Source organism: Vibrio sp. Isolate34 (assembly GCF_022397915.1).
Classification (GTDB): domain Bacteria; phylum Pseudomonadota; class Gammaproteobacteria; order Enterobacterales; family Vibrionaceae; genus Vibrio.
This window is the reverse complement of sequence record NZ_JAKEUO010000012.1, coordinates 127178-144813: the sequence shown is the minus strand read 5'-3', so window position 1 is coordinate 144813 and position 17636 is coordinate 127178. Positions and strand designations below refer to the sequence as shown.

General features: G+C 44.4%; 11 protein-coding genes and 1 tRNA gene. 4 read left to right on the top strand and 8 right to left on the bottom strand.

The features are described from left to right. Nucleotides 1-6: 6 nt before the first annotated feature. The 7 genes from rsxB to L1D22_RS14235 all read right to left on the bottom strand — a co-directional run bounded on the left by rsxB (nt 7) and on the right by L1D22_RS14235 (nt 8205). Entirely contained in the window at nt 7-600 is a 594-nt protein-coding gene (gene rsxB, locus L1D22_RS14260; protein ID WP_004734040.1) for an electron transport complex subunit RsxB, read from the bottom strand. A gap of 2 nt (nt 601-602) precedes the next feature. Then, nucleotides 603-1181 (bottom strand): electron transport complex subunit RsxA, encoded by a 579-nt coding sequence (gene rsxA / locus L1D22_RS14255; RefSeq protein WP_004734039.1) that lies wholly within the window; start codon nt 1179-1181, stop codon nt 603-605. Nucleotides 1182-1480: 299 nt separating this feature from the next. Beyond that, nucleotides 1481-2485: a substrate-binding domain-containing protein gene (locus tag L1D22_RS14250; protein WP_239830272.1), complete on the bottom strand. Its 1005-nt coding sequence runs from the start codon at nt 2483-2485 to the stop codon at nt 1481-1483. Between the two features lie 259 nt (nt 2486-2744). Then, entirely contained in the window at nt 2745-5846 is a 3102-nt protein-coding gene (locus tag L1D22_RS14245) for a beta-galactosidase (RefSeq protein WP_239830271.1), read from the bottom strand. Between the two features lie 110 nt (nt 5847-5956). Further along, complete coding sequence (locus tag L1D22_RS22315; RefSeq protein WP_275665062.1) at nt 5957-6091, bottom strand: hypothetical protein; 135 nt, start codon at nt 6089-6091, stop codon at nt 5957-5959. Then, complete coding sequence (locus L1D22_RS14240) at nt 6092-6853, bottom strand: MalM family protein (RefSeq protein ID WP_239830270.1); 762 nt, start codon at nt 6851-6853, stop codon at nt 6092-6094. A gap of 107 nt (nt 6854-6960) precedes the next feature. After that, entirely contained in the window at nt 6961-8205 is a 1245-nt protein-coding gene (locus L1D22_RS14235) for a carbohydrate porin (RefSeq protein WP_239830269.1), read from the bottom strand. An 830-nt stretch (nt 8206-9035) separates the two neighbouring features. Here L1D22_RS14235 and L1D22_RS14230 point away from each other — a divergent pair. Then, a complete protein-coding gene (locus tag L1D22_RS14230) occupies nt 9036-11153 on the top strand; it encodes an alpha-galactosidase (protein ID WP_239830268.1) in 2118 nt (705 codons plus the stop codon). Between the two features lie 478 nt (nt 11154-11631). Beyond that, nucleotides 11632-13005, top strand: a complete 1374-nt coding sequence (gene melB / locus L1D22_RS14225) for a melibiose:sodium transporter MelB (protein WP_239830267.1) — start codon at nt 11632-11634, stop codon at nt 13003-13005. Between the two features lie 301 nt (nt 13006-13306). Here the strand turns inward: melB and L1D22_RS14220 are convergent. Then, a tRNA-Asn gene (locus L1D22_RS14220) sits at nt 13307-13382 on the bottom strand. 509 nt (nt 13383-13891) lie between these two features. Here L1D22_RS14220 and uvrB point away from each other — a divergent pair. Together uvrB and luxO are read left to right on the top strand one after the other, a co-directional pair. After that, a complete protein-coding gene (uvrB, locus tag L1D22_RS14215) occupies nt 13892-15922 on the top strand; it encodes an excinuclease ABC subunit UvrB (RefSeq protein WP_017632951.1) in 2031 nt (676 codons plus the stop codon). A 323-nt stretch (nt 15923-16245) separates the two neighbouring features. Beyond that, the gene (gene luxO / locus L1D22_RS14210) at nt 16246-17634 is read left to right on the top strand and encodes a quorum-sensing sigma-54 dependent transcriptional regulator LuxO (RefSeq protein WP_017632950.1); all 1389 of its coding nucleotides are present in this window, start codon (nt 16246-16248) and stop codon (nt 17632-17634) included. Nucleotides 17635-17636 lie beyond the last annotated feature (2 nt).

The window sequence follows — 17636 nt, the reverse complement described above, 5'->3', positions numbered from 1 at the left end:
CTAACCCTACGCCTTAGGCTCTGACGCGGTCGCATCAGTTGCTTGGTTAGTGATATCTGTAACAGGAATGATGTTCATCTGCCATTTCCAATTTTCAGTCGTTGTTGCCACTGGAATCATTTCGATACAGTCAGTAGGGCACGGTGCGACACATAGATCACAACCTGTACATTCATCTTTGATAACTGTGTGAAGAGCCTTGGTTCCACCAACAATGGCGTCAACAGGACAGGCCTGAATACACTTGGTACAGCCGATACACATATCTTCATGAATGAAAGCAACGGTTTTTACTTTGTTATCTAAGTCATGAGCGGAGTCTTCAACTTCTACGCCCATTAAGTCTGCTAGCTTCTCTATGGTTGCTTGGCCGCCCGGAGGACATTTGTTGATCTTGTCTCCGTTAGCGATCGCCTCTGCATATGGGCGACAACCTGGGTAGCCACATTGGCCACATTGAGTTTGCGGTAAAATGGTATCGATTTGATCAACGATAGGATCAGCTTCTACTTTAAATCGGATAGAAGCAAAGCCCAAAATAGCGCCAAAAACAGCGGCTAAAACGGCTAGCGCAATGATCGCAATTAAAATGGTACTCATGCTTATTTCACCAACCCAGTAAAGCCCATAAATGCCAGAGACATTAGGCCTGCTGTGATCATCGCAATTGATGCGCCTTTGAATGGCATTGGAACATCAGCAACCGCAATACGCTCACGCATCGCAGCAAATAGGATCAGCACAAGAGAGAAACCCACCGCTGCRCCAAAACCATAGATGATCGATTGAATGAAGTTGTGGTTTTCATTGATGTTCAAAAGTGCCACACCTAACACCGCGCAGTTGGTGGTGATAAGAGGCAGGAAGATACCCAACAGGCGATATAGAGTCGGGCTGGTTTTGTGAACGACCATTTCCGTAAATTGAACAACTACCGCGATAACCAAGATGAAACTCATGGTACGTAGGTATTCAATACCCAGAGGGGTAAGGATGTAGGTTTCTACTAGGTATGCAGATACCGACGCTAACGTCAGAACGAAAGTCGTCGCGAGGCCCATGCCAATCGCAGTCTCCAGTTTCTTGGAGACTCCCATGAAAGGACATAGCCCTAAAAACTTCACTAGTACAAAGTTATTGACCAGCACTGTGCCAACCAACAACAAAAGGTATTCGGTCATAATGGATTAATTCTTGAGATTCCGATCCCGATATTATCCTGCTTTGCTCACCTAATAACAACCAAGGATCACTAGGGATTTAGACACTTGGTGAAAAAATCAACGAGTAAACGTTTGATTAAGACAGATCAGGTTAAGTATAGGTGGGTATTTGATGGGAATGAAAAATAAGATTAACCGAATGATAACTCATCAAATCAATCCTATTTTCTTTGTTGTAAAAAGTGTCAGGAATCGAAAACATCAAGCTCTAGTAACTGTTCGTTTTATGAAGCTACGCTTTAGTGCCCCGAGTATTCTTAACTGATGTTTCGAACCGAAGCTCTGCGCACCAGTATAGGCATAAACAACTTATGTTCTGATTGCTCTTTCGGTTCATCGCTTGCGAGTTGAAGAGATAATTTAACCGCTTGATTTGCCATGACTTGAATTGGGTAGCGAATGGTCGTCAATCTAGGGTAAATGAAGCGCGCAATGTGTCCATCATCAAACCCAATGACTGACATGTCTTCTGGAATTTGAATGCCGTTTTCTTGCAGCAGTGCCAAGCAGCCAGCAGCCATGTAATCGTTATAAGTGGCAATCGCTGTGATGTCGGTGTTTTTAGCCATTAGGTTAACCATGGCTTGTTCACCACCTAACTCGTCAGGCTCGCCGTATTCGATGTATTCGTCACTAGGTTCAATGCCGTTATCTTTCAGTGCATCCAAATAACCTGCTAAGCGATCATGAGCATCTTCAATGTTGTGACTCGAGCAGATGTAACCTATGTGCTTGTGCCCGTTTTTAATCAAGTATTCCGTCGCGATGTAAGAGCCGCGGCGGTTGTCGAGAGCAATACAGCGGTTTTCGATATCGGGAACAATTCGATTGATGAGAACCAAGCCGGGCACTTCATTCGCCAGCTTTACCAATTCCTCGTCGCTAATGCCCTTGCTATGAACCACGAGTGATTCGCAGCGACTGTTGATCAGCAAGTTAATTGCATTACGCTCTTTGGTCGCATCATGATATCCACTGCCAATCAGTAACTGTTTTTCTTGTTCACTCGCTACGGTATCAATGGCTTTGATCATCGAACCAAAGAAAGGGGCAGAAACATCATTAACCAGCACACCAATCGCATTTGAAGACTTACTGACCAGTGCTCGAGCGTTGGCATTTGGGCGATAGCCAAGCTTCTCCATTGCCGCTTTCACGGCTGTAATGGCGGTTTCACTGGTGTGAGGCGCATTGTTGATCACTCGAGAGGTGGTCGCAATTGACACGCCTGCTTCTTTCGCAACATCTTTAATGGTAGCCATTCCGCTCTCTTATTCTGAATTTAACGCTGTGTGGTGATGATGGTTGGACATTTAACAACGGATACTTAGGCAATTCAAACACTAAACGCTAAATATGACGGGGTTTGAGGGTTTATTTGGGGTTGTTCGACAGTTTAAAAATGAAAAGCCAAGCTCTTAGGTAGAACTTGGCTTTATAGTCACATTGGCGTGTGAATTAAGCGAATCAGGACATCGTAAAACCAAGCGGATTCAGGCTGAGCCGCTGGTTTAACTTTGCCTATGATGTGCTTTTTAGTATTACCTGATAACGGTATTGGTTTTCAGTGAGTTGGAATTCTTGATGAACACTTGGGCTCCAAGAGTCATCACCGCCAACGCCCATATGTTTATGATCAACACGTACGTAAATTTTCTCTTCTCGAGTGAGATCATTGGTGTGTTTGGCACTCGTCAATTGTTGCTGACTGTATTGACCGACACTGAATGAGAAGTCGCCTTCGACAGTGATGTTTCCGACGTTCAAGTGCTTAGTACCACAACGTAAGCCACTGTCTGTTGGGAAGATATAAGGCGTGTGCATTTGATCTAGGGTTTGCTTGTGTAACCCAAATCGAGCAGCGGCTAAGCGGTCAGGGTAGTTTTCGAACGGACCTAAACCTTGCCATGCAATCGGTGTTTTATTCGCAGTTTCGATTGGTAAAGGCAGTTCCATTTCAAGACCAATACGGGGCATTGGTGGTAAATGGTCGGTTAGGGTGACATCAACCGCAATGTGCATTTCACCTTGATTGTTTAACGTGTACAGCCATTTTGTCACAGCTTGGATTTGACCATTAAACTGGTAAGCGAACACAGAAGTCACTTGCACTGAATCCGCGAGACCTTGCATAACAAAACTAGTACATTGACGTTCCCATTGACCAATTCCCGCTAGCTCCCATCGACAAGCCCATGCGTTTGGGTCGATGTTGTCTATTTCGCTGATGCCAATGTCGTTATCAAGTGGCGCGCGATAGAAATTATCTTCAGGGGCTTTGAGTACCTGAGGTTGTCCATCGACAATCCAGTTCGTGAGTAATCCGCTTTGTGTATCCCATTGCCATTGATGTGTTTCATCTAGGCTAGACACCATAACGTGAGTGTCGTTTTGTTTCACTTGAGGTGCTAGGGCGTTCTTAGGCTCAGGAATTTGTAATCCAGCTTGGTTACGCAAGGCAAACTGTTCCGTTGTACAAACATGGCCTTCTTCCGCCCATTGGGTTGCATGAGTCAGAGTGACATCTGTGTTGAGGTGATATTGAGCCTCTGTTTTGGGTGCGAACGTAAGAGCTATTTCAAGCGCTTGTGAGCTGTCTGCTGCAATCGATAAAACTTGTTGCCCCGATTGAATCTCGATACCGTTTTCAAGCAATTGCCAGTTCAGTGTTTCATTGTCGGTCGCACGGAATAGGTGTTCATTGGTCACCGTTAGGCGGACTTGGTTTTCAGTTTGCTCATCCAGGGTCACGCTGATCATTCTTTGGCAGTATTTTGCTTCTTCCAAGGTTGGGTGTACGCTGCGATCTGGGAAGATCAAACCATTTATGCAGAACTGACGATCGTTGATCGTGTCACCGAAGTCGCCACCGTATGCCCAGAAGTGTTCGCCGTTTTCATCCCATTGGCTCAGGCCTTGATCAACCCAGTCCCAAATGAAACCACCTTGCAGGCGAGGGTACTCTCTGAATGCATCCCAGTAATCGTTAAAGCTGCCTAAGCTGTTGCCCATTGCATGCGCGTATTCGCAAAGGATCAGTGGGCGTTGCTCATTAGGTAAAGAAACCCATTTCTTGATAGACCATTTCGGAACCGCATCGTCTTCGATAGTGCTGTTAACACGAGCGTACATTGGAGCAATGATGTCGGTTGCTGTGGTGTTTGAACCGCCGCCTTCGTACTGAACTGGGCGAGAAGGGTCATACTGTTTTGACCATGCATACATCGCATTGTGGCTGCTGCCGTGTCCGGACTCATTCCCCAAAGACCAAATGATAATTGAAGCGTGGTTTTTATCGCGCATTACCATTTGTGTGTAGCGACTCATATACGCGTGTGCCCATTGTGGATCGGCAGATAATCGGTTCATCGGCTGCATGCCGTGAGTTTCGATGTTTGCTTCATCACACACATATAACCCATATTCATCGCACAGTTCGTACCATCGTGGATGATTAGGGTAGTGAGCTGTGCGTACAGCATTGAAGTTGTATTGCTTCATTAAACAGATATCACGGATCATATCTTCTTCTGTCATTACATGCCCAAGCTCTGGGTGATGTTCATGACGATTCACACCACGGATCAATAATGGTTTTCCGTTTAGCTTCAGCTGGCCGTCGGTCATTTCTACTTTTCGGAAACCGACTTGATAGGCTTCGCTTTCTATGTGGTTACCTTGTTCATCAAGTAGAGACACAACAACACGGTAAAGATTAGGAACTTCTGCGCTCCATTTTTTTGGCTCTCGGACATGAAGAGTTTGGAATACAACATCATCATAAGTACCGCGTTCATCAATGCGGCGATTGTGTGGACGGTCGATAATCGGTTCGGTCACCGCGTTCTCGCCTTCAAACAATTGAACCTGTACTTGGTAGGTGTCTGGTGCCGTAATTTTTGTCACGATAGACAGCGAACCATCGCGATAGCATGCGTCTAAGTCTGGCGTAACGAACACATCTTCAATGCACTGCTTTGGTTTTGCTAGCAAGGTAACATCACGGAAAATACCGCTTAACCACCACATATCTTGGTCTTCAAGATAACTACCATCACACCAACGCATCACCATGACTGAAAGGATATTTTCGCCAATGGTTAGGTACTGAGTTAGGTCAAATTCGGCAGGCAAACGGCTATCTTGGCTGTAGCCAACCCAGTCACCGTTACACCAGAGATGAAAAGCAGAGTTGACACCATCAAAGATAATGCGTTGTGTGTTTTCTAAATCTTGTTCCGTTAATGTAACTTGAGTGCGGTAACAACCGGTTGGGTTATCCTCTGGAACAAACGGTGGATTCACTTCAAATGGGTATTTTACGTTGGCGTAAATCGGCTTATCGTAGCCTTGAAGTTGCCAGTTAGCAGGAACGGTTATTTCGTCCCATTGCGAGTCATCAAAACTCGTTTCGATGAACTCACCGTTAACGTGCTCCGGAGCATCAAAGTATTTGAACTTCCATTGTCCATTAAGAGATTTACGTTGTGATTCAATGCCGTCTCGAGCGTGTTCGAGGCTGCGGTAGCTTGATAATGGGCTGTGCGCATTTAGGCAGTGGATATTCACAGACTGCGGGTTTTCCCAATCGCGTCTTTGGATGATGTTTGAAAATGCCTTCATGGTATTCCTACTCTTAAAGTGTTCAATATTGGTAATAATTCTATTGAGTCACCACTTTCTTAAGCTGTGGTGACCGTTGTTCAAATGGTTTGTATTACGTGTTTCTTTTGCTACTCAGCGAGTTGTTTTAGTAAATAACCTTTCGCTTGTGGCAAGCCCTGTTCGGCCGCTTGGTTAGCAATAAATGCGGCTTGTTTGACGTCGTTACTATCGAGTGCTCGGTCAATTTCTTGTTGAACGTTCAACTATTGTGCTTGTTGGTTCGTTTCGACAGGTGATGGCTGAGAAGGTAGCTGCGAACCTAAGGTTTCAGGTTGAATATTTGATGAAACACCAAGCTCAGCCAAGAGCGTCAAAACCGTACTGTTTGTAGATTTGCTCGCCGTAATATCAATGATTCCAACACTGCTAAATGTTGCGGCTAGCGGTAGTTGCTTATTGCCGATGATTTGCTGAGATTCTGAATACAGTTCTTCAGGGTGAGTACGACTGATAGTGCTGTCTAATTTGGTACTATCGGCACTAACCACAACATATTGTGTATTGTCTCGTTGAGGCATAAGTGAAATGGATACCTCAATTCTTTCTAGCCCTTGCATAGCGGTTGGGTAATAAGTGAAGTCGTTCGCGCTGTACTGGCCGAGCAGTTGCCATTGCTTATCAAAGATATAGATCGATGGAGCGAACAAGGCATCATCTTTTATGTATGAGCGCACTAACAGTGATAGCGATTCTGCATCGTCACTAACTTGATATGCGGTCGTTGGAAATCGTTGGTTATGTGCTGCTACATTTTCATTCAGTGTTGAAGCGGACAGGGTCGGCAAATCACCATCCATGATGACTTTCTGGTGGAATGGAATAGACAATTGAGTGACAGGGAGCGTGCTGAGTTGAGAGCAACATGCACTGCTATTGAAATCAGTATTGAGTTCTTGTTCTGGTATGCCGCTACATGCGCTTACAGTTAATGCCGCGACAATGACTACCAATGATTTTAATTTCATCTGATTACTACCTTTGTAAAGGGGGGAACCATTGGCTTCCCCATTAAATTTGCTATTCCAGTTTCAAGCGCCAACTCAATGGCTGAATTGACGCTTTGTTTCTGTGTTTACCACCAAGTTTCTACGTTGAAACCAAAGGTAATTTCATCGACGGTCTCTGCATTGATGCTCGTCGCCGTGCCATACACTTCGTTACCACGGTCCCATTCGTTGTTGGATTCAGAGTACGTCGCAAAAATACGAATAGATGGACGAGCCCATACCCCTTTTCCAGCTTGGAACATTTGAGCCACGGTCACTTTATACATATCGTTGGTGCCCGAGCCGTTTTGAGCTTCTACCGTTTCGTAACCCACCTCTAATGCTGTCGACATGTAATCTGTCCAAGCATATTGAGGACGAGCTCCGACACTGAACCACTTCTCACCATCGTTGTTATCTAGGTTTTTGTCTTGATAAGCGATGGAGTACATCACTTGAACATCTTCACTGATATTCAAGTCACCGTGGTTAAATAGGCGCCAGCTAGAACCATCGTGTTCCAAGCCCGTGCTGTATTTTCTGTTTGAACCACCTTCAGCGCTCATTAACCCGCCTGCCAAGGCATCGGTACCATATTGGAAGGCCAAAGTGTTTGAACCGTAGTTCCAAGCTTGACGGTAAAGAGCAGAGAGCATTGCGCCAGAAGTAGTAATGTCTTTATCGTCGTAGCTTGAGTTCTGCGTGGTCACGTAGTTTAGGCCGAGTGTTAGGTCCGCAGTTTCACTCAGTTCAATGCCACTTAAGCGGGCATCGATGTTATGAAGGCTGCGTCCATCGTCACTTGAAGAGTTTGGTGCCATCCAAGCTAAGTGAGCATCAGCAAAGCCGAGATCCCAATCTTCAATACCAAGACCGGTGCTGGATGTATCCCAGTACTTCACATCTATCATGTGGACTTCGTGGCGACGGTAAAAACGTTCACCTGCCCAAATTTTTGCGTTGGGTTGGCCGTCGATAAGCCCATGGCCTGCTGACCAAAGCTGAATCGTACTCACGTCTCCCCAGCTATCACCACTACCTAGATAAATCGTGGTGTCAAAATAGGCGTCATTGTCACGCCATACATCGGCTTTCACCCCCGCTTCCCACCAATTTAGTTCATTACCTAAACGGTAGTTACCGTAACCTTGGCCTGCTCGAATAACGTCGTTGCGTTCTCCTTTGCCCTCGTTATGTTGGTCATTGTCGGTATAGATGTTGCCCCATTTTGCATAACCAAAATACGTTACGTTCTCCACTGCAGCGAAGCTGACTAATGGGGCGAGGGACAGAGTGAATCCTAATGCTTTGACTAGCATTTTTTGTTTCATGAAGTGTCTCCATTATTTTTTATTTATGGATATTTTTATGTTTGAGTCCTAACTCGAGCGAGAGTGTAAATAAACCCTGGAAACGTTTTCATGATGAAGTTGGCATTTTTATGCTATTGATGGGTTTGTGATTATTTTGTGTGATTTTGATCTGGTTATTGGGCTTGTAGAGGCGGTTTTACGCAAGGATTTGTGATTTTTAAGTGGAATCGTTTTCTTTACTCAGTGCTGTGCGGTGGTTTAGAAGGAGTGATGATGCTGTTGGTTGTCTTGAAAGTAGAGGTGAAGTGGGCGTGGTGTGCTTTGAGTGTCAGTTGTTCGAGGGCTTTGGGGAAAAGCAGCCCAGTTAATGATAACTGGGCTCGTGAGACAAGGAAGTAAGTATCAAAGCAAATGCAGCAGCAAGGCTACAAGCATTGTGTTCTGTACCGTCAAGCTGGAATGTAAAAGTTAGGACCCAGAGAGACACTTCATAGATGTACTCGAAGATCTAAGAATACGAGTGTGATGTGATCAGTTCAAGAGGAAATGTATTTTAGCGTATGTGTTAATAGGATCTTTGAGTTAATTTGCTGAATTTAAAGGATTAAATTCCCGTTAATTATCGTTTTATATTGCTTTATTTAGAGTGGAAAGTTCAATTCTACCTAGAGGTAGGTAATATGAGATGGAATGGTGGTCAATCTAAATCTTTGAATTAGGAGCTATTTACCAAAGTTATCAGTCTTAGATATTTGCTGGAAACGTTTTCATGATTTCGAGTTTGATCACAGAAACTCTGGGCTTAATAATTATGATACGGGGTAATTAAACGCGTTAAGGTTAAAAAAATGACGAATAAATCCCTAATTGATATTACCGGTAAACACTCGCAACTGATTGTGGAACTTGGCGATTTTGCCGAAATTCTTCATTGGGGAGTCCCCGTTCGTGGTGATTTAGCCAACTTCCGTGTTTCTCTTGAAAGGCCTGTTCCATATGGCCGCCTTGATAATGATGTTGCAATGTCACTGAGTCCCGAGCTCGGACGTGGCGTTTTCAGCAGTCCTGCACTGGAAGGGCACCGAGATGGCATGGATTGGGCGCCTGTTTTTTCTATTACGGATATTCAACAAACGCCATCGAGCTTACTCATTGAGAGTGAAGACCTACGAGCCGGCTTACGTTTGAAAACGGAGCTATGCCTTGATGAACATGACGTCGTTAAATCCCGTCAAACGCTCACCAATATGAAACCTGGGCTTTACCAGGTGAGTCGTCTGGCAAATACCTTGCCGTTACCTGCTAGAGCCAATGAGCTTATGACGTATTACGGCCGTTGGGTTCATGAGTTCCAAACGGTGCGTCAACCCTTACAACAAGGCGGGTATCAACAAGAAAACCGTCGCGGACGAACGTCTCATGAGCATTATCCTGCAATGGTTGTCGGTACATCCAACTTCAATGAAATGAACGGTGATGTATGGGGGATTCACTTCGCTTGGAGTGGAAACCACAGATTACGTGCTGATGTAAAAGCAGATGGTCGTCGCTATGTGCAAGCCGAAGTGATTTATCTTCCGGGCGAGATCGCATTGGATGAAGGCGAAACCTTAACAACGCCTTGGCTTTACGCGAGCTTCAGTGCTGCCGGCTTAAATGGAATGAGTCACCAATTCCATTCACACGTACGCCACTCAATTTTGCCGGAATCTTTCGTACAAAAACCTCGACCTATCCACCTGAATACCTGGGAAGGTATCTATTTCGACCATGATCCTAATTACATTATGTCGATGGCTAGCCAAGCTGCTGAGATGGGAGTGGAGCGTTTTATCATTGATGATGGCTGGTTTAAAGGGCGTGATGGCGATAAAGCAGCATTAGGCGATTGGTTCTTAGATGAAGAAAAATACCCGAATGGTTTAAAGCCTGTTGTCGAACACGTGAATCAACTAGGTATGGAATTTGGCTTGTGGTTCGAGCCAGAGATGATCAACAAAGATTCAGACTTATATCGAGCGCATCCTGATTGGTTGCTGGCGGTTGACGGCTATGATCAGCCGACAGGGCGAAATCAATATGTTATCGATCTCCAGAATCAACAGGCATTCGACTTCTTGTTTGAGCGCCTTGACCATTTTTTGAGCCAATACAATATCGCTTACATTAAGTGGGATATGAATAGAGAAGTTGTACAACCTGCACACTTAGGCAAAGCGGCTGCTCACCAACAAACGGCTCGCTATTATGAGCTGGTCGACAAAGTGCGAGCAAAGCACCCAGCAGTCGATATTGAATCTTGTGCAGCGGGTGGTGGACGTATTGATTTTGAAGTCCTTAAGCGTACACAACGTTTTTGGGCATCTGATAACAATGACGCTCTGGAAAGACAAACGATTCAGCGTGGAATGAGTTACTTTTTCCCGCCAGAGGTGATGGGAAGCCATATCGGAGCAAGCCACTGCCACAGTACTCGTCGCCGCCATAGCATTGAGTTTCGGGGGCTCACGGCACTTTTTGGTCACATGGGTATTGAATTAGATCCTGTGAAAGAAGTCGAAGAAGAAAAACAGGGTTTTGAACACTATATTCGTTTACATAAGATGCTGCGTCCATTGCTGCATAGTGGACGAACCTGGCGAATTCCGACAGACGATAACGCTCATCAAATACATGCCGTGGTGTCAGAAGATACATCAGAGGCTGTTGTTATGGTGGCACAACTGGCGATGCCAACTAATTCATTGAGTGGGCATTTACGAATCCCAGGGTTAGATCAGCAAAGTATCTATAAGGTGTCTGTGATAGACAAGCCTGCTAATTACAGCGACATCGTTAATTATCAACCACCTTGGACGGAATCTGGTTGCGAACTGTCTGGAGCATGGTGTGCTGAGGTTGGTTTGACAATGCCAATCCTTGATGCTGAAACCGCGATGTTGATTAAGTTTGAGCGTATCGATTAACTCATATATATAATTTTGAAATCCATGAACCGCACAAGGAGACTTGTGCGGTTTTTTATTGCCATTAACAACGTTACTTTTGCTAAGCAAAAATGAATCGAGCTCGTTATTGTCAGTAAGAATCCATGTTGATAACAGGTCGTAGCATTCGTTTTATGTAATCGTTCTCATAAAGGTGAGTACGTAGTAGATGATTTTCATGACTAAAGTCGCGCTTATTCTCTAAAAATAAGAGTGATTTATTGTTTGATCTCTCACTTTGATAACTGGACTGAAAACGTTTCCATGAAGTGGTTGTTGATCACAGTATAAATTAAGACGAATGGTTACATTAGCGTCGGACTTGATACTTGAGTGTTTTAAGAAGCGACCAAAGAGTGGCTCTAAAACGGAACTAAAGTGGATGAATTATTATAAATAAAAGGTGAGCGTTTCAACGTCTGTTAGGAGATGGGGTTACGTGCCTGAAGGAAATATTATGTCTGATCAAATTACTCTACAAACCAAATTATCTTATGGACTTGGGGCTCTCGGTAAAGACTTTGCCTGTGCTCCGATCTACATCTTCCTGATGTTCTATTTTACGGACGTTGCTGGGCTTTCAGCGGCGTTCGTGGGTACCATCTTTTTAGCCGCTCGTATCGTCGATGCGGTAACCGACCCAATGATGGGCGTTATCGTTGATAACACACGTTCTAAGTTTGGTAAATTTCGACCTTGGATTGTGATTGGTACTTTATTAAATGCGGTAGTGCTCGTTGGTCTTTTCAGTACGCACATGTTCGAAGGCACTACATTATACATTTATGCGGCTGCTGCTTATATCCTATGGGGTCTTACTTACACCATTATGGATATTCCATACTGGTCTATGATTCCTGCGCTATCAAGTTCTCGCCAAGAGCGTGAAAAGCTTGTGGTATGGCCAAGACTGTTTGCTAGCTTAGCGTGGTTTATTACCGGTACTTACGGTTTACACATTGTTGGTAAGTTGGGTGATGGTGACCAAGGACAAGGCTTCTTCAACGTTGCTATGTTGATTGCGGTATTGTTCGTGATGAGCGCATTCTTGATTGCTCGTAATGTAAAAGAAAAATCCGCACCAGCGAACGCTAAACCTGCTGAACGTTTCAGTTTCAAAGATGTACTGGTTATCATTGGTAAAAATGACCAACTAAAAGCACTTATCGGTACAGTATTGTCGTTCCAAATTGCGAACTTGTTGGTGGGTGGTTTTGCTATTTACTACTTCTCTTACGCATTAGGTAACGCAGACTTGTTCCCAGTTTATATGATGGTTGCAGGTATTGCTGAAGTTGCTGGTGTGTTCTTGTTCCCTCGTATCGCTTCTGCATTACCACGTAAGCACCTATGGGTTATCGCTTGTGGTTTCCCTGTGTTGTCTTGTATCACTCTGCTAATCATGGGCTTCATTGCTCCAGGTAACGCGATTCTAATCGGTATTGCAGGTGCGGCAATCAAGTTTGGTGTGGGCATCGCGAACGCACTTCAAACGGTTATGCTAGCGGATGTTGTGGATTACGGTGAGCATAAAACAGGTCGTCGTAGCGAGAGTGTTATCTTCTCTGTTCAAACTATGCTTGTGAAGTTTGCTGGCGCAGCGGGTGGTTTCATCGTGGGTATCGGTTTATCAATCGTGGGATATGTACCAAACGTGGAACAGTCTGACAGCACAATTATGGGTTTACAATTCATGATGGTAGGACTGCCTGCCATTCTAATGACGGTAAGCGCTCTTGTTTACAAGCGTTACTACCATCTGCATGAAGGTTTTGATAAAGAACAAGTGGATCAAGAGACACAGGTGAATGCTGTTACTGCTGAAGCATAACCACACAGTTTAACCTAGAATAAAGCTCAGTTTAGTCACTAAGCCAAACGCCTCCTTGTGAGGCGTTTTTTTTTATGGGGGCTAGCTAATCAATGCCGTGTCTGTTGAGCTTTTGTTTCGACTAAAACGCAAAAAGCCGCATCGAGTGATGCGGCTTCTTTAAATTTGGCCCCCTTGTCGAGACTTGAACGCGGGCGGGTGGGACGGTCCGACGATTCGGGTGTGACATTAACTTGGAATAAGTTAGTCGCAATTATATACGAAAAAGGCCCAATCTTTCGATTGGGCCTTTTTCTGAATTTGGCTCCCCTTGCAAGACTTGAACTTGCGACATACGGATTAACAGTCCGCCGTTCTACCAACTGAACTAAAGGGGAATTGCTTGTTAGCGACGCGAATTCTAATAATAGTCCGTTTTTCTGTCAACAAAAAATAGCAGAAAAAAGTAAGATAAAAAACTTTACTTTCTGGAACGCCTTATTGGATTTGGCTTTGCTTTAGTTATCCACCAAAATTGTGGATAAGTGTGTGTGTGAAACTTTAACAACAATAATTGGGATAAATCTGAAAATGTAAAAAAATGATCTAACTTGATGTATTTAAAGAAATAGTATCAAAATATCACGGTTGTATAACTTTTCTAGATTATAAATTGAACAGTAAAACAAGCGGTATTTTTAGGTTTTTTGGGGAAAAGTAGTGGATTAAAATTCGAGTAATTTAGCTGGGGAAACTTTGCTGGGGCACGGATAATACCAAGTTCTAAAAATAAAAGCTATAACTGATCTCGAATCTTAAGAAGCATTTCTCTAGATAATAGTTGCAACGACACTCCTCCTAGAGTGACAATGACCTGATTAAAAAAACAGTATGGAAATGGCGACCTATGAGTAAACTCTTTGACTTGGTATCGGACTACAGCCCGTCCGGTGACCAGCCGACAGCGATAACCAAATTACTAGACGGATTAGATTCTGGTTTGGCACATCAAACTCTTCTAGGGGTAACGGGCTCAGGTAAAACCTTTACTCTTGCTAACGTCATTTCCCAATCTCAAAGACCTGCGATCTTGTTAGCACCTAATAAGACGTTAGCCGCTCAACTGTATGGCGAGATGAAATCCTTCTTTCCTAATAATGCCGTTGAATATTTCGTTTCTTACTACGATTACTACCAACCGGAAGCCTACGTTCCGACAACAGACACGTTTATCGAGAAAGATGCGTCTGTGAACGCCCATATTGAACAAATGAGACTGTCGGCAACCAAGGCCTTGCTAGAACGAAAAGATGCCATCATCGTCGCGTCTGTATCGGCTATTTATGGTCTGGGTGATCCTAAGTCTTACCTGAAGATGATGCTTCACTTGAGTCGCGGTGAGGTCATGGACCAACGTGATATCTTGCGCCGCTTGGCTGAGCTGCAATATTCAAGAAACGACGTGGCGTTCGAGCGTGGTCAGTTCCGCGTTCGTGGTGAAGTGATTGATATTTTCCCTGCTGAATCTGACCAAGATGCCGTGCGAATCGAAATGTTCGATGACGAAGTGGATTGCATCAGTATCTTTGACCCACTGACTGGCGCGGTTAAACAGAGAGACTTACCGCGCTTTACCGTTTATCCGAAAACTCACTATGTGACGCCAAGAGAGAAAATCCTTGAAGCGATTGAGAACATTAAAGACGAACTTCGAGACCGAGCTCAATACCTGAAAGACAACAACAAGCTTTTAGAAGAGCAGCGTATTTCTCAGAGAACTCAGTTTGATATCGAGATGATGACCGAACTTGGTTTCTGTTCTGGTATAGAAAACTATTCACGATACCTAAGTGGCCGTGCGGAAGGGGAAGCGCCTCCGACGTTATTTGATTACTTGCCTGATGACGGTCTGTTGATTATCGATGAGTCACACGTGACCGTGCCGCAAATTGGCGCCATGTACAAAGGTGACCGTTCGCGTAAGGAAACTCTGGTTGAGTTTGGTTTCCGTCTACCTTCTGCATTAGATAACCGACCAATGAAGTTCGATGAGTTTGAATCGATCGCGCCGCAGACCATTTTTGTATCGGCGACACCTGGTAATTACGAGATTGAAAAATCAGATGGCGAGATTGCCGATCAAGTCGTTCGTCCTACTGGCCTGTTAGACCCGATCATTGAAGTAAGACCGGTCGCGACTCAGGTTGATGACTTGTTGTCTGAAATCAGAATCCGTTCTGCGAAAGAAGAGCGTGTTTTGGTGACCACGTTGACCAAGAGAATGGCGGAAGACTTAACCGAATACCTAAGCGAGCATGGCGTTAAAGTGCGTTACTTACACTCGGATATTGATACGGTTGAGCGTGTAGAGATCATCCGAGATCTACGTCTGGGCGAGTTCGACGTGTTAGTGGGCATTAACTTACTTCGTGAAGGTTTGGATATGCCTGAAGTATCGCTGGTGGCGATTCTTGATGCAGACAAAGAGGGCTTCCTACGTTCAGAACGTTCTCTAATTCAAACCATTGGTCGTGCTGCACGTAACCTTGAAGGTAAAGCGATCCTATACGGTGACTCGATAACTAAGTCGATGAAAAAAGCGATTGATGAAACCGACCGTCGTAGAGAAAAACAGCAGGCTTACAATGAAGAGCAGGGTATTACGCCGCAAGCGCTTAAGCGTAATATCAAAGACATTATGGAACTGGGTGACATCACCAAGTCGAAACAACAACGACAATCTAAACAGGTTCCGTTGTCTAAAGTGGCTGAGCCTTCAGAAAGTTATGCGGTGCTTACACCACAACAGCTTGATAAAGAGATCAGCAAGTTGGAAGCGGCAATGTATCAGCATGCTCAGAACTTGGAATTTGAATTGGCAGCACAGAAGCGTGATGAAATTGAGCAGTTAAGAAAGCAATTCATTACCAATAGCTAATTTCATTTAATTGCGTGTCTTAGCTAAAGAATTAACTAAAGAAGTTCGCCTCAAAAGACAACATTTAAGAGTTTTCAGGCAAAAAAACAGCCAGTAGTAAATGTTCTACTGGCTTACGTTTGTGAACACTCAGTCCACTAACAACGTCAGTTGGCTAGGTGACCCGAAGGTCATCTCTATGACTGCATCGTTCGTGCCATATAGATAAAACATTGATTATTTGAAGCAAGTAAAAAAATACAATACAAATATTGTGGCTAATTTGCATAATGCAAAGCGGAATGCGACTATAATAAGAAATGCAAATTATAAATGGCTAGGATATGCAATCAAAAACGTTAGATAACAAATCAAAGTATTTGTTGATGGTGGAGGATACGGCTTCAGTCGCAGCGTTATATCGCTCGTATCTTACACCGCTCGAAATTGATATCAACATTGTTGGCACTGGCCGCGATGCAATTGAGAGTTTGAATCATCGAATCCCTGACCTCATTTTATTAGATCTACGTCTGCCTGATATGACGGGTATGGACGTACTCTTTGCTGTAAAACAAAAATACCCTGAAGTGCCCGTTATCTTCATGACAGCGCACGGTTCTATCGATACCGCCGTAGAAGCGATGCGTCATGGTTCTCAAGATTTCCTGATCAAACCGTGTGAAGCCGACCGACTTCGTATTACGGTAAACAATGCGATTCGTAAAGCCACCAAGCTTAAGAACAGCTCTGAACATCCGGGAAACCAGAACTATCAAGGTTTTATTGGTAGTAGCCAAACCATGCAGCAGGTTTACCGAACTATCGATTCCGCCGCATCGAGTAAAGCGAGTATTTTCATTACCGGTGAAAGTGGTACCGGTAAAGAGGTATGTGCAGAAGCTATCCATGCGGCGAGTAAACGTGGCGATAAGCCTTTTATCGCCATCAACTGTGCGGCAATTCCTAAAGACTTGATTGAAAGTGAGCTGTTTGGTCACGTAAAAGGGGCATTTACGGGCGCGGCAACCGATCGTCAAGGTGCTGCTGAATTGGCTGATGGAGGCACACTGTTCCTCGATGAACTGTGTGAAATGGATCTTGAACTGCAAACCAAGCTTCTGCGTTTTATCCAGACTGGTACCTTCCAAAAAGTAGGTTCGTCGAAGATGAAGAGTGTCGACGTTCGTTTTGTTTGTGCGACCAACCGAGACCCTTGGAAAGAAGTACAAGAGGGTCGCTTTAGAGAAGATTTATACTACCGTCTGTACGTGATTCCTCTGCATTTGCCGCCATTGCGTGAGCGTGGTGAAGATGTCATCGAGATTGCATACTCACTGTTGGGCTACATGTCGGTTGAAGAAGGCAAGGCGTTTGTTCGTTTTGCTCAAGAAGTGTTGGATCGTTTTAACCAATATGAGTGGCCGGGTAACGTTCGTCAGCTACAAAACGTATTGCGGAATGTGGTGGTGTTGAATAATGGTAAAGAGATTACTCTGAACATGCTTCCGCCACCATTGAATCAACCGATTGAAAACAGTCTGCGCCTGAAAGAGAAGCAGAGTGAAGACATCACAGTAAAAGATATTTTCCCATTGTGGATCACTGAGAAAACGGCAATCGAACAGGCCATAAAAGCGTGTGATGGTAACATCCCTCGCGCAGCTGGTTTCTTGGATGTCAGTCCATCAACGATATACCGTAAATTGCAAACGTGGAATGCGAAGCAGTAATC